Below are 13,437 nucleotides of genomic sequence, written 5' to 3'. Positions count from 1 at the left end.
GACAGGCTCAGCGGTTAAGCTTCTTAATCGATGAACCAGGAATATTCTCAACCCAGAAAATCGCGTAGCCCAGCCAAGGGGATCACTGCGCTGATCTTCGGCGTGGCCTATGCGGCATTCCTCCTGCTCCACCACCTGCTGCCTACCAGAATGGGCGTTGCACTGCTCGTCGAGAGCATCCTGCCGTGGACGGGAATCGTCCTGGCCCTCGTCCTGCTCATGTTCCTCATCCGCTTCTCGGTGCTGTCAGCAATCGGCATTCTGGTTCCGACAGTTGTCTGGGCCTCGATGTTCGGTTCCGCTGTGATTCCGGCGAACGACACCGGCGAACCGGACCTCACTGTGGCTACGCACAACGTGGGAGCCAGGCTGCCCGAGCCCACAGCGGCGGCGAAGAGCCTCGTGTCCGCCGACCCGGACATCGTCACGATTCAGGAACTGGAGTCCCTGTCGGGCAAGATCATCCACAAGGAACTCGATTCCTCGTTCGAACATTCGCAGGTCGTCGACACGATCGGTGTGTGGTCGAAATGGCCGATGTCTGCACCCGAAGAGGTGGACCTGGGGCTGCAGTGGCCGCGCGCCTTCGCCACAACCGTCTCCACAGACCACGGCGACATCAGGTTCTACTCCGTGCACATGCCTTCGGTGCGCCCCGGTCATGAAGCCATGCGCAATGCTGCGATCCGCAGATTGGCCACAGAAGTCGAAACCGATGCAGCCGAGCACGTCATCGTCGCCGGTGACTTCAACACCGCAACGACGGACACCAACTTCTCGACCCTGTCTCCCCCGCTGGAGGATACGCGGGTCGAAACCGGCGGCGGATTCGGCTTCACCTGGCCCGCTCGCTTCCCTGTCACCCGACTCGACCACGTACTGTATCGCGGGTTCGACGCCACCTCCGACGAGGTGCTCGACCGCGGCTCGAGTGACCATCGCGCCGTCCTCGCCGGCCTTGACCTGAAATAGTCGTCAGTCTTGACCTGAGATAGTTGTCAGCCGGTGCACTGTCTCAACCGGTGCACTGTCTCAACCGGTGCACTGTCTCAACCGGTGCACTGTCTCAGCCGGTGCACTGCCCTGTCGGCTGCGGAGCCCGGTTCTGCGTTCCCGCCTGCAGTTCGTCGCTGATCTCCGCACGTGTGAGGGCATACCCTGTCTCCTCATCGGTGGCAGACCTGGCGAAGACCATCCCCACCACATCACCGTTCGCGTCGAGCAGCGGACCACCCGAGTTTCCTTCGCGGACGATTCCGCGGATCGAATACACCTCGCGCACCACTGAACTCGAATCGTAGATGTCGAGGCCCCGCGCGTTGATCTTCTCGCGCACTCGCGAAGGAGAGATCGTATAAGGCCCGTTCTGGGGGAAGCCGGCGACCACTGAGTCGTCGCCCGGCCCCAGCCCATTACCGAAGTCGAGAGCGGGCGCATCAAGCTCGGGAACCCGCAAGACGGCCACGTCGGCCTCAGAATCGAATTCCACCACCTCGGCGGAGAAAGGCTTACCCTTACCGCCGACTTGGACGGCGAGGTCCGTTGAGCCTGCAACGACGTGGGCGTTGGTGGCGATGAGTCCGTCGCTGTAGACGAACCCCGACCCCTCGGACCCTGTCGGACAGGTAGTGGCAGTGGTCGTGATCTTGACGACGGATTCCTCGACGCCACGACCGACATCGACCATCGCGGAGTCGGGTTCCCCGACGCCGCGTATCTGCTCTGTCTGGCCAGCGAACACTTGCGGGAACCCTGTGGCCTTAAGACCTTGGGAGATGTCGCCCAGCGCGATCTGCGAGGAGTATGGGATCGTCCGGTCGACGGCCGCTATCACCGATGAGTCCGCGACCCACCGGTTCGGTTCGACCCACGATGTGGTCCGAATGAAACCCGCCGCCAGCCAGATGACAAGGACGAAGACAACACCAGCGGTGACCGTGCCGCCGATCGAGTCGATGCCCTGCCCAAGCTGAGAGTCCATGGATCGTTTGATCCATGCGCCGATCCCGTTGCCGGCGAAGGCGAACAGAACGCTGAGGACGAGCGGCATCGACGCCAGGAGAATGACAACACCGGGATTCTCCATTGCCTGGGTGCCTTCGCTCAGGCTTTCGACCAGGGGTGAGAGCAGCCGGCCCACGATCCAGCCGACAACGAAGCCGACTGCGGTGCCGAGACCGATGATGATTCCCTGGCGGAACCCGGAGAAGAGCGCAGCGATCCCCAAGATGATGATGACGACGTCTACGATCATCATAGAAGTCAGCGCACCACGCTATTCGATGCGGCGAGAAGGCGATCGCGGGCGGAAGAGAACTTCTTCAGCTGGAAGCTCTCTATGTCACGTTCCTTCTGCCCTCCGACTCCGGCCAGGAGCCGCATGCGCGTCGTCGAGAGATCTCCGGAGGTACGGATCATGGTGCGCATCTCCTCCTTGCCGCCGGGGAACGAATCGGCCCAGCGTTTGCCGAACTTGCGTCCCTTCCACGTAGCGAGCATGTCGACTTCGGAGTAAGTGAGCCATCCCGTGTTCGCGTAGTCGCCGAGCATATTCTGCGTGTGTAGGCGTTCACTGCGGCGCAGGACAATCCCGAGCACCACCCAAAGTGTGGTGAAGATGAAGCTGAGGACGATGAGTCCGATGATCGACACAACTTCGTTGATCTGGCCCAGCCCGGTCATCGTTCCGTTCCAAATGGCGTGCAGAATCATGCCGACGAGGAGGCCAGGCAGCCACATCAGGATGATCGCCCACCATTGCCACTTTCGGGCAGCAAGGCCGATGGTCACGCCGGCACAGGTACAGAACACCGTGTGCAGCAGCGGGGAGAACAGGCAGCGGAGAATGAAGGTCCACAGCAGATCCATGCCATCGCCTTGCTCCCACGCTCCGCCGAGGTAGAGCACATTTTCAGTGAAAGCGAAGCCGGCACCGATGAGGGCACCATAGACGAGTCCGTCGAGGGGACCTTCGAAGTGCCGGCGAGCGGCGAGGGCTATGACAACCAGCAGCACGGTCTTCGTCGTCTCCTCGACGATCGGGGCCTGGATCACGGCGCCGACGGCATCGGGCATTGCCCCGACACCGGCGAAATAGAGCGCGACCTGGCTGACGAGGGAGACGAAGAGGGTGAGGATGACGGCGGCGACGGCACCCCAGAGGAGACAGAGTCCGAGGATGATCTTCGGCTGTGGTTTCCATCGGTCGAGCCAGAGCACGTAGGCGACGATCGCAATCAGTGGCACCGCTGACAACGCAACCAGCGCGAAGAGCCTCAGACCAAAGCTCAGTCCTCCGAGAAGAGCAAGAAGCAACAGTCCGACGAAGAGGCCGACCACTGCGAGGATGGCGATCACCAAGCGCACAATGTTTGCGGTCGACCCGGGCTCTTCCTCGGGCTGGGACTGGCGCACAGCCCCGGTCCACGGGGTCTCCGAGACCACCTGCTGAGGTGCCTGCACGCGGGCACGGACCCGCATCTCCTGGGTCACGGTCGGTGCGAACCGAGCCTGTTCGTAGACGCGTCGCTGCATCGGCGGCTGGCTCTGCATCGGTGGCTGGCCCATCGGGGCGCCGAAACGGGGATTGCCCTGACCCTGTGACGCCGGGCTCATCCCCGGCTGAGGGATCTGACGAGGGGGCTGCTGCGGGCCAGGCCCCTGCGAACCGGGACCGGGCTGCGACGGGCGAGGACGAAACCGGTCGTTGTTCGGACGCTGCGGCGGCGGGACCGGCTGCTGCGGCTGGGGCTGTTGCATCGGTGGCCCTTGTGGCGGCATCTGGGCCTGACCGTGTGGAGGCATTCCTTGCTGAGGCGGCACATTGGGGTTCCGGGGGTCGGTGCCCCGAGGAGGATGCGCGCGCTGGGGCACGGGGTCGCCCGGATGCGCGTTCTGCTGCGAGTCGGGGCCGTTTCCGGGGCCCGCCTGATGCGACATATATCGTCCTTCTTCGTCTGGAGTTCACCGCCTTGACAAGTTTACGGTCCATTGCTGACGCCAGGCCCAGAACGGTGTGGCCATACCGCAACAGTTGCTGACATTCGGTGACCCACTCACGTTCGCTCCCATGTGGACGAATCACCGTTCCCGCCGACCACCTCGGCGAGGGACAGCAGCGATGAAATAGTGGGCTGCCCGTCGAATCTCGACAGCAACACTGTGACCTGCAACGATGCCTACCCGCGGGCACCCTCGCCTGTCCACACCCCCACTGCTGTCGACATCGACTCGTGTTTGTTTTCCTGTGGATGATGCCGGGTGAATTCACAGGCAGGTTTTCCGCACTGGTCAGGCTCGGCACGTTCATCGTGGAATCGGAATATGAATACTCGCAGACGCTTCGCTCTCCGCTCCGCTCTCCTCCTACTGGTCCTGGCCCTGGCCTCTCTCATCGGACTCGGACCGGCCATGGCCCAAGGACCGCCCCCTTCGCTTGGCGAAGTGCCGATGCTCAAGGCCAGCGACGCCTATGGTCCGGGCATCTGGCATCACGCACCGCAGGGCAAGACCTGGTATGGCGCCTACCGAACCTTCGATAACTCGCAGGCATACTGCATCGATGCCGGCAAACAGTCGCCCCTACCCAAATACTTCACGAGCTCAGAAGCGCAGAAGATCACCACCGCGCAGACCGCGTGGGCGCTGCACGAGTACTCCGGGTCCACATCTGCCGATGTGCAGGCAGCCTTGAGCGCGCTGGCACGTCTGGATGAGGCGATCACGCATGATCACAAGGTTCCCCCGCAAGAGCCCGGCGACCTGGGAAAGAAGTTCACGGGTGCCGCGAAGCAGTTCTCAAAGATCAGCACCGAAGCCAAGAAGTTCGCGGGTCCCTATACCCTCGATGTCAGCCTGACCCCAGTCGTAGACATGCCGGTGCTCGAGCCATATGGCAAGCAGGGACCCAAGGATGGTGATGTCACACGAATCGACGACGGCACGGGCGGTGACAAGCGGGTCCAGCTCCCCATGACGGGCACGGTCACGCTTTCCGTGTCCTTGACCAGCGCCTCAGGCAACGCCGTGCCGGGAATTCCTCTCACGCTCGACGTCAGCGGAACCGAGGACGCACCGAAATTCCTGACCAGCAAGGCTAAACCCGTCGTCACCACCCTCAAGCTCAACGCTCCCGGCACGGTCACGGCTAAGGCATCGGCACACCTCGCGCCAGAATCTGGCCTGCTCTACGAACCTCAGAAGACCAAACGGGTCCAACGGGTCATCACCCCCGACGAACCTGTCGAGGTCTCCGCTCAGGCAAAGGTCGACATGTCCTCACAGCCTCGTGTCTCCACCGAGATCTCCGACCAGAGCCCGCAGCCAGGCGATTCGATCACCGACACGTTCACCGTCTCCGGCCTGGTCGGCGACCACACGGTCACCGTCGAGCACGAACTGTGGCAGACGGAATCGGTGCCCGAACCCGGGAAGAAGAACGACGACGCCGAGGTGATCGCACAGGTGACGTCGAAGGACGTCGGCAACGGCACACACCGATCCGATGCGATCACTGTTCCCCAGGACTTCCACGGATGGATGTACTTCACCGAGACCATCGCCGGTGACAAGTCCACGAAGGAATGGAAGGGCGTCCACGGTCAGCCGCGGGAAACAGGCTTCGTTCCCTGGACCCCGAGCGCCGAGACGAAGGCGGTTCTCAAGGTCAACGCCGTCCACGATGAGGTCACGGTCAGCGGACTGCGCCCGGGAGGAGAAGCAGTGATCACGATGACGGCATATCATTCGGACACCGAGCCAGAGCAGTCGAAGGAAGTCAGCGGGACGAAGCTCCATTCCCAGGACATCACCGTGGTCGGGGACCAGGAGGGCACCGCAACGGTGAGTTCAGAGGCCATCGACATGCCCGTCGGGTGGGTGACCTATGTGACCACGATCCAGGACAACGACGAGCACCAGAAATGGACGAGCGATTGGGGCATCCCCGCTGAAACCGTGTACCGGCCACCTGAGGAGACGCCGACGCCGCCACCGGAGGAGCCCACTGCTCCCCCAGCACCGCCGGAACCAACCCCGCCCGAGGAGCCCTCGACACCACCTGAAGAACCTACTGCGCCGCCTGCCCCGCCGGAGGCACCGGAGCCACCTGCCCCGCCGGCCGAGCCGGTCTCGGAACCGGTCGCAGACGAACCTGCAGCACCCGCCCCACCGGCACAGCTGCCGAGGACGGGCACCACGGGCAACGGAATGCTCATCGGCGCCGGAATCTTCCTCATCGGGCTCGGAGCCACGGCCCTGCTCATCACCGGCAGACGCCGAATCAAAGAGTAAGGAGTAAGGCGGTGGCCCGGAGGACACACATCCTCCGGGCCACCGCCACGCTGCTCAGCTGCTCTCAGCCGATCAGTCGCGCACCCAGGTCTCGGCCCAGGCGCGGGCGCCGTTCATCATCAGACCGACATCGGCCCCGACGAGGACGAATGACGCACCGGCGTCGAGGTACTTCCGCGCCTGTTCGGGATCGAAAGCATTGACACCGACTGGTTTGCCGGCGGCCTTGACCGCATCGAATGTGCGCAGCACCGCATCAGTGATATCAGGGTGGGCCTGTTGACCGAGCAATCCCATCGAAGCAGCAAGGTCAGAGGGCCCGACGAACACTGCATCGATCCCATCGACGGCAGCGATCTCGGCGGCATTGTCGACCGCCGTCGCGGATTCGATCTGCACGGTCAGGGACACGAGTTCCTCGGCACGGCCGAGGTAGTTCGGCACCGCATTCCAACGGGAGGTCCGAGCCAGTGCCGATCCCACCCCGCGCACACCGCGAGGCGGGTAGTGCACGGAACGCACGGCCGCCTCGGCGTCGGCCGGGGTATCGATCATCGGCACGAGCAGGTTCTGCGCGCCGAGGTCGAGGAACTGCTTGATGAGCATCTGGTCATTCACGGGCACACGCACGACGGGGGTCGCCGGGTATCCGTTCATGGCGCGCAGCAGACCGGTCGTGGTTTCGAGGCCGATCGGCGAATGCTCGGCGTCGATGAGCACCCACTGCATCCCCGAGGATGCGGCGATCTCCGCGGCCACAGGCGAACCGGAGCAGACCCACATTCCGGCCAGATGCTCCCCCTCGCCCAGCTCAGCCATGCGCTGGGTCAGCGTCGGTGGCAGTTCTACTCGAAACGGCATGTGATGACTCCCAGATCTCCGTAGTCGGCGTGGACGGTGTCGCCCGGGCTGACCCACATGGGGCGGGTAAAGGACCCTGCCAGGACGGTCTCCCCAGCTCGAAGGACATCGCCGTGTTCGGCCAGTTTGTTCGCCAGCCACACGATGCCGCGGGCTGGATGGTCGAGGACGGCTGCGGCGAGGCCGGAGTCCTCGACCGACTCATTGCGGTACAGCAGTGCCCCGACCCGGCGCAGATCAACCGCGTCGACGGCCACCGGACGACCGCCGAGGACCATGGCCCCCAGCGCGGCATTATCGGAGATCGTGTCGACGATGGTGCGGCCTTCCATCTCGATCCGCGACGACAGCACCTCGAGTGCCGGCACCACGTATTCGGTGGCCCGCAGCACGTCGATGAGACTGATGTCTGGTCCGCGCAGTTCGTCCTTGAGCACGAACGCGAGTTCGACCTCGACACGCACGCCCGAGTACTGCGAGTGGTCGATGACCGAACCTGTGTCGTAGACCTGATCGGCGAAGATCGCCCCGTAGTCGGGTTCACGGATACCCGTCGCCTGCTGCATCGGCTTCGAGGTCAGGCCGATCTTATGACCGATCAGTCTCCGCCCGGAGGCCTCACCTCGGCGACGCCATTCGTTCTGCACGGCGTAGGAGTCCTCGACGGTCATATCGGGATATTTGGTTGTCAGCAGACCGATCTTCGTCCGGTTCTTCTCCGCTTGCGCCAGATCGTCGGCGATTGCGGCGATCGTTGTTTCATCGAGCATGTGCGCGTCCCCTCAGAGCTGGTGGCCCAGTTTGAACTCGTCTTCTCCGTCGCCGGCACCGGAATGCTCGTCGACGTCGGTCGTCGCGTCCTCACGCCGAGTGTAGGAGAACCCGTCGGCGCCGATCGTCACGTCCATCTCGGAGTCGTCGGTGCGCTGAGTCAACGACACCGGATTGCCGTCGAGGTCGAGGACCGTGGAGGCGTCCGTGTACCAGGACGGCACGACCGGGTTGCCCCACCAGTCGCGGCGCTGATTGTCGTGGACGTCCCAGGTCACGCGCGGGTTATCGGGGTCACCCGTGTAGTAGTCCTGCGTGTAGATCTCGATGCGGTGGCCATCGGGGTCGCGCAGATAGAGGTAGAAGGCGTTCGAGACGCCGTGCCTGCCCGGTCCGCGTTCGATCGTGTCGGACAGGCGCAATGCCCCGAGCTTGTCGCAGATGGCGAGGATGTTGTGCTTCTCGTGCGTGGCGAAAGCGACGTGGTGCATGCGCGGACCGTCGCCGCCGGTCATCGCCGTGTCATGCACGGTGGACTTCCGGCGCATCCAGGAGGCGTAGACGGTGCCTTCGGCGTCCTGGATGTCCTCGGTGACCTTGAAGCCCAAGTTCTCCATGTAGTCCACGGCCTTCGGAACGTCCGGAGTGACCTGGTTGAAGTGGTCGAGACGCACAAGCGCCCCTGGGGAGTAGAGGTCGTAGCGCCAGGCCAGGCGCTCGACGTGCTCGACGTCGTAGAAGAACTCGTAGGGGAAACCGAGCGGATCCTGCACGCGCACCGAGTCACCGATGCCGCGGACGAATCCGTTCTTCTTCCGCTCGACTCGGCAGCCGAGCTCACGAAAGTACGCTTCGGCGGCGTCGACCTCTTCGGGGCTGCGCACGCGGTAGGAGAATGCGGAGACTGCGGCCACCGGTCCCTGTCGCAGCACGAGGTTGTGGTGGATGAACTCTTCCATTGACCGCAGGTAGACGGTGGTCTCGTCTTCCTCGGTGACCTGCAGGTCGAGGACGCCGACGTAGAAGTCGCGGGACTTCTTCAGATCGGTGACGACGATCTCCATGTAGGCACAGCGGATGATATCCGGGGCCGGAACTGATGGGACAGGGATTGTCTGGGACATGTGTTTTCCTCTCACTGCTTCCCGAAGACTGGATTGTGGACCTCGCCGAGGTTGATGTGCACGGACTGCTGTTCCGTGTAGAAATCAATCGACCGGTATCCGCCCTCGTGTCCCAGGCCCGAGGCCTTGACTCCGCCGAAGGGGGTGCGCAGGTCGCGGACGTTGTTCGAGTTCAGCCAGACCATTCCGGATTCGACGGCCTGCGAGAAGTTGTGCGCCCGCTTGAGGTCGGAGGTCCAGATGTAGGCGGCCAAACCGTACTTGGTGTTATTGGCCAGCTGCAGCGCCTCCTCATCGGATTTGAAGGGAGTGATTGCGACGACGGGACCGAAGATCTCCTCCTGGAAGATCCGTGCGTCCGGGGTGACATCGGCGAAGACGGTCGGCTCGACGAAGTTGCCGGTCTCGAAGCCTTCGGGGCGGCCGCCGCCGGCGACGAGGCGAGCTTCCTGCTTGCCGATTTCGACGTAGGACATGACCTTCTCGTAGTGCTCGGGGTGGACCAGTGCTCCCACCTCGGTGCTGGGATCCGAGGGCAGACCCACCTTCACCCGCTTGGCCTGAGCAGCGTAGCGCTGAACGAACTCGTCATAGACCGACTCTTCGACGAGGATGCGCGAACCGGCGGTGCAGCGTTCGCCGTTGAGGGAGAATACGCCGAAGACAGTGGCATTGATCGCCGCGTCGAGGTCAGCATCGGCGAAGACGACGGCCGGTGACTTTCCGCCGAGTTCCATGGACAGGCCCTTGAGCCAGGGAGCGGCATTGGCGAAGATCGTCTGACCCGTGCTCGACTCACCGGTGAACGAGATGAGCGGGACGTCCGGGTGCTTGACGAGGGAGTCTCCGGCAAAGCCCTCTTCGCCGAAGCCGTTGACCATGTTGAAGACGCCTGTGGGCAGTCCGGCCTCTTCGAAGATGCCTGGCCACAGCGATGCCGACAGCGGAGTGAATTCGGCAGGTTTGAGCACGACGGCGTTGCCGGTCGCGATTGCCGGAGCCAGCTTCCAGGACTCGAGCATGAAGGGCGTGTTCCACGGAGTGATGAGCCCGGCGACGCCGATCGGCTTGCGGTTGACGTAGTTGGCCTGACGGCCGGGAACCTTGAACGCGTCGTCAACCTGCGCGACGATGAGATCAGCGAAGAAGCGGAAGTTCTCCGCGGCCCGGTTGGCCTGGCCCTTCGCTTGGGTGATCGGCAGGCCGGAGTCGAAGGACTCCATCTCTGCCAGTTCCTGACTGCGGGTCTCGGCGATGTCGGCGATCTTGTTGAGCACGCGGGCACGCTCACGTGGGAGCATCGAGGGCCAAGGGCCTTCGTCAAAGGCCTGCTTCGCTGAGGCGACGGCGGCGTCGATGTCGGCCTTCTTGCCTGATGCAGCCTTGATGTAGGGCTCGTTGGTCACCGGATTGATGACGTCGAATTCTTCGCCGTCGATCGAATCGACGAATTCACCGTTGATGTAGTGACGGATCTTCTCCGGCAGGTTCGCTGGAGTTGCAGTGGACTTCGTCATGACTTGCCCTCTTCTCTGTCGATGATTCCTGTAGTTACACGGGTCTCGGTGGTTTTGGCTTGGGCTTCCTGATAGCTGGCGAGGGTCGCCGAGCGGTGATTTCTCACGACTCGCTCAATCTCCTCCGCCGAGGCGCGGGCCCGGATGAGTGCAAGGATCCTGGCGTGCTCGTCGACTGACCCCTGCGCCCGCTCGGGCACGAAGGAGAAGGTGGAGTTGCGCAGGTGCGCCAGACGATCCCATTCGACGGCGACCAAGGAATGCAGTCGCTCGTTCGGGCAGCGTCGGAACAGTGTCGCGTGGAATTCGTGGTTGAGGCGGGTGAATTCGGTGGGGTCGAAATCAGCGAGAAGGTCGCGCATGCGCTCATTGATCGCATCCGCCTCGGCGAGATCATGCTCGCCCAGGAATTCGAGAGCCTGCGCGGTCGCGGCTCCCTCGAGGACCGCCACGGCCTCCATCGACTGCGCGTAGGAGCTCTGGTCGACCATGGCCACGCGGGCCCCGACATTGCGTTCGAAGGTGACGAGCCCGTCGGCCTCGAGGCGGCGGATGGCTTCCCTGACCGGAACAACGGAGGTATCGAGTTCGAGAGCGATCTGAGCCAGCACCAGCTTGTGCCCGGGCTCAAAGGTCTGATCCGCGATGCATCTTCGGATCCAGCGGTAGGCCGTCTCCGCCTTGCTCAACGAGCTCGGCTGGGTATGCGCGTCGACGGTGTCAGCGGTTGTCATCGTGAGGCTTTCCAGGCGTCGAACTTGTCTTTCCATTCGCCCTTCGGGGGAAACAGAGACTCGATCGGGTTGCCGGCGGCGACCTGTTCGGCCACCCAGCCGTCCTCGATCTCCTTCGCCAGTGCCGCGTCGACGACCTCCTCGACGAGATCGCGTGGGATGACGATGACGCCGTCGTCGTCTCCGACGATCACGTCGCCGGGCAGCACGGTGGCGTTTCCGCAGGCCACGGCCACGTCAGATTCCCATGGCACGTGTTTGCGGCCAAGCACGGCGGGGTTCTTCGACGTCGAGAACACGGGTAGGATCCCGGCAACCTCAGCAGAGTCGCGGACTCCCCCGTCGGTGATGACGCCGGTCGCGCCCTGGGCTTTGGCCCGCAGCGCCAACACGTCGCCGAGGGTTCCCGAGCCGGACTCGCCGCGTGCTTCGATGACGACAACCTCACCGGACTGCAGGGAGTCGAAGGCCCGCTTCTGGGCGTTGTATCCGCCGCCGTGAGATTTGAACAGATCCTCGCGGTTGGGCACGAAGCGCAGCGTCTTCGCAGTGCCCACGATCTTCGTGCCGGGCACCAGAGCACAGACTCCTTCGATGACCACGTTGTTGAGTCCGCGTGCACGCAGCTGTGCGGAGAGACCAGCCGTCGGTGCCTCGGCGAGCTTGGCGCGCAGCTCCTGGCTCAGCACACCGGTGAGAGTTTCCTCCGGTGCCAGACCAGCGGCTTCCCGTGATCCCCAGGCGTCGACTTGCAGTGCTTCGTCGACGGCGGGCATGCTGCCGAGGTTCGGGTCGAAGTCGCCAGGGCCCTCGACGACGTTCGTGACGAGGCGACCCGAGCTGAGTTCTGATCCGGTGCTCGCCGAGGTGGCCGTGACCTCGACCTCGACCATGTCCCCGGGCGCGACGACCGTCGACCCTGCGGGAGTGCCGGTGAGGATCACGTCACCGGGTTCCAGCGTCATGTGCTGGCTGAGATCGGCGACGATCTGGGTCAGGGGGAAGATCAGCTGCGCGGCGCTCGTGCCGTCGTCCTGCTTGACCTCGCCGTTGACCCAGGTGCGGATGCGCAGGGACTGCGGATCCGCCTCGGAGGCGGGAATGATGCTCGGACCCAATGGGGTGTAACCGTCACGGCTCTTCGAGCGCAGATTGGAACCTTTGTCGGCAGTCTTGATGTCATAGAGACCGAAGTCGTTGGACGCGGTCACTCCCTCAACAAAAGCCCAGGCTTCTGCGGGGCTGACGGATCGGGCCGTTGTGCCGATGACGACGGCGATCTCACCTTCGAAGGCGAGCAGCGAGGTCCCCGCAGGACGCTCGATCGTGTCACCCGAAGCAGCCAGGGAACTTGTGGCCTTCAGGAAATAGGACGGCTGGGAGGGCCGTTTTCCGCGCTGGGCCGAGCGTGATTCGTACGCCACGTGGACGGCAACGATTTTGCCTGGTCTGACTGGGACACCAGCTGGAGTCGACATCGATCTCGCACCTCATTTCGATTGGCTTTCACCAAGATCGTATATGATGCAGTTCTGGAGGACAAGTGGTCTGCGTCACTTCAGCGAGGGCGGCGGCGGCGGCCGCGCTTCCGGGACGATCTTCGACGAACCCTTCTCCAGCCTGCTGATTTCGACGCTGTCGACCATGCTCGCCTTGGCCACCGCCGGCATCAGCTTCCCGTTCCGCCCGCTGGGCACATTCCCGGCCGGACACTATGGAGACAGGTTGGGCCACCGTATCCGTCGCCCACGCCATATCTACCGAGAGCCCTCGTACTGATAACGCCGATCGCACCCAGCGTCGTCGGTCATCGGATCCAGCGGGGCGTCAACGAACCGCCCGCCTCCCACGAGACCGCGGCGCACAGGGAGCAGGCGACCACCCCTCGGACAGTCTGCCCAAGACCCGCGGACCCGACCGCCTCTGCGCCCACCTATCCCGCCATCATGACGGCGATCCCTCCGGTCGCCAGACTGGCACCGCAGGGCCGCTCGGGCACCCCGCTGGGCACCGGTCATGAGGAGTAGCAATCTGTGAACCAGATCATAAGCATTCTTCAATGATGATCTGGACATCACATGATCGTATATGAACTGCTAGCATTGGAAAGTCACGAAGACGTGTGATGAACCGGAGGTT

At 63.5% G+C, this 13,437-nt stretch carries 11 protein-coding genes; 3 read left to right on the top strand and 8 right to left on the bottom strand.

What is annotated here, in order from left to right; all coding sequences use genetic code 11:
- Positions 1-30: 30 nt before the first annotated feature.
- The gene (locus AAFP32_RS03195; protein WP_101619326.1) at positions 31-972 is read left to right on the top strand and encodes an endonuclease/exonuclease/phosphatase family protein; all 942 of its coding nucleotides are present in this window, start codon (positions 31-33) and stop codon (positions 970-972) included.
- A gap of 94 nt (positions 973-1,066) precedes the next feature.
- Here AAFP32_RS03195 and AAFP32_RS03190 read toward each other — a convergent pair whose 3' ends face one another.
- Together AAFP32_RS03190 and AAFP32_RS03185 are read right to left on the bottom strand one after the other, a co-directional pair.
- Positions 1,067-2,257, bottom strand: a complete 1,191-nt coding sequence (locus tag AAFP32_RS03190) for a MarP family serine protease (protein WP_350270619.1) — start codon at positions 2,255-2,257, stop codon at positions 1,067-1,069.
- A 5-nt stretch (positions 2,258-2,262) separates the two neighbouring features.
- Positions 2,263-3,759, bottom strand: coding sequence for a PrsW family intramembrane metalloprotease (locus AAFP32_RS03185; protein WP_350270618.1), 1,497 nt, complete (start codon positions 3,757-3,759; stop codon positions 2,263-2,265).
- 564 nt (positions 3,760-4,323) lie between these two features.
- Here AAFP32_RS03185 and AAFP32_RS03180 point away from each other — a divergent pair.
- The gene (locus AAFP32_RS03180; protein WP_350270617.1) at positions 4,324-6,291 is read left to right on the top strand and encodes an LPXTG cell wall anchor domain-containing protein; all 1,968 of its coding nucleotides are present in this window, start codon (positions 4,324-4,326) and stop codon (positions 6,289-6,291) included.
- Positions 6,292-6,363: 72 nt separating this feature from the next.
- Here AAFP32_RS03180 and AAFP32_RS03175 read toward each other — a convergent pair whose 3' ends face one another.
- Genes AAFP32_RS03175 through AAFP32_RS03150 form a run of 6 tightly spaced genes read right to left on the bottom strand, consistent with a single transcriptional unit; the run spans position 6,364 to position 12,776 of the window.
- Positions 6,364-7,152 (bottom strand): HpcH/HpaI aldolase family protein, encoded by a 789-nt coding sequence (locus AAFP32_RS03175; RefSeq protein WP_350270616.1) that lies wholly within the window; start codon positions 7,150-7,152, stop codon positions 6,364-6,366.
- Entirely contained in the window at positions 7,137-7,922 is a 786-nt protein-coding gene (locus tag AAFP32_RS03170) for a fumarylacetoacetate hydrolase family protein (RefSeq protein WP_350270615.1), read from the bottom strand. Before AAFP32_RS03170 ends, AAFP32_RS03175 begins: the two co-directional genes overlap by 16 nt.
- 12 nt (positions 7,923-7,934) lie before the next feature.
- Positions 7,935-9,047: a 3,4-dihydroxyphenylacetate 2,3-dioxygenase gene (hpaD, locus tag AAFP32_RS03165; RefSeq protein WP_350270614.1), complete on the bottom strand. Its 1,113-nt coding sequence runs from the start codon at positions 9,045-9,047 to the stop codon at positions 7,935-7,937.
- A gap of 11 nt (positions 9,048-9,058) precedes the next feature.
- A complete protein-coding gene (gene hpaE / locus AAFP32_RS03160) occupies positions 9,059-10,564 on the bottom strand; it encodes a 5-carboxymethyl-2-hydroxymuconate semialdehyde dehydrogenase (RefSeq protein ID WP_101619319.1) in 1,506 nt (501 codons plus the stop codon).
- On the bottom strand, positions 10,561-11,298 hold the full coding sequence (locus tag AAFP32_RS03155) for a GntR family transcriptional regulator (protein WP_350270613.1): 738 nt from the start codon (positions 11,296-11,298) through the stop codon (positions 10,561-10,563). Before AAFP32_RS03155 ends, hpaE begins: the two co-directional genes overlap by 4 nt.
- Positions 11,295-12,776, bottom strand: coding sequence for a fumarylacetoacetate hydrolase family protein (locus tag AAFP32_RS03150; protein WP_350270612.1), 1,482 nt, complete (start codon positions 12,774-12,776; stop codon positions 11,295-11,297). Before AAFP32_RS03150 ends, AAFP32_RS03155 begins: the two co-directional genes overlap by 4 nt.
- Positions 12,777-12,819: 43 nt before the next feature.
- On the opposite strand from AAFP32_RS03150, the gene AAFP32_RS03145 reads away from it, so the two are divergent.
- Positions 12,820-13,077 (top strand): hypothetical protein, encoded by a 258-nt coding sequence (locus tag AAFP32_RS03145; protein WP_350270611.1) that lies wholly within the window; start codon positions 12,820-12,822, stop codon positions 13,075-13,077.
- Positions 13,078-13,437: the final 360 nt, after the last annotated feature.

Source organism: Brevibacterium sp. CBA3109 (genome assembly GCF_040256645.1).
Lineage (GTDB): Bacteria > Actinomycetota > Actinomycetes > Actinomycetales > Brevibacteriaceae > Brevibacterium > Brevibacterium koreense.
This window is presented reverse-complemented; position numbering and strand designations above follow the sequence as displayed.

Coding starts and splice junctions, on each gene's coding strand:
- hpaD (WP_350270614.1), bottom strand. CDS start 9,047: ATGTCCCAGACAATCCCTGTCCCATCAGTTCCGGCCCCGGATATCATC.
- AAFP32_RS03185 (WP_350270618.1), bottom strand. CDS start 3,759: ATGCAACAGCCCCAGCCGCAGCAGCCGGTCCCGCCGCCGCAGCGTCCG.
- AAFP32_RS03155 (WP_350270613.1), bottom strand. CDS start 11,298: ATGACAACCGCTGACACCGTCGACGCGCATACCCAGCCGAGCTCGTTG.
- AAFP32_RS03170 (WP_350270615.1), bottom strand. CDS start 7,922: ATGCTCGATGAAACAACGATCGCCGCAATCGCCGACGATCTGGCGCAA.
- AAFP32_RS03145 (WP_350270611.1), top strand. CDS start 12,820: ATGATGCAGTTCTGGAGGACAAGTGGTCTGCGTCACTTCAGCGAGGGC.
- AAFP32_RS03180 (WP_350270617.1), top strand. CDS start 4,324: ATGAATACTCGCAGACGCTTCGCTCTCCGCTCCGCTCTCCTCCTACTG.
- AAFP32_RS03175 (WP_350270616.1), bottom strand. CDS start 7,152: ATGCCGTTTCGAGTAGAACTGCCACCGACGCTGACCCAGCGCATGGCT.
- AAFP32_RS03150 (WP_350270612.1), bottom strand. CDS start 12,776: ATGTCGACTCCAGCTGGTGTCCCAGTCAGACCAGGCAAAATCGTTGCC.
- AAFP32_RS03195 (WP_101619326.1), top strand. CDS start 31: ATGAACCAGGAATATTCTCAACCCAGAAAATCGCGTAGCCCAGCCAAG.
- AAFP32_RS03190 (WP_350270619.1), bottom strand. CDS start 2,257: ATGATGATCGTAGACGTCGTCATCATCATCTTGGGGATCGCTGCGCTC.
- hpaE (WP_101619319.1), bottom strand. CDS start 10,564: ATGACGAAGTCCACTGCAACTCCAGCGAACCTGCCGGAGAAGATCCGT.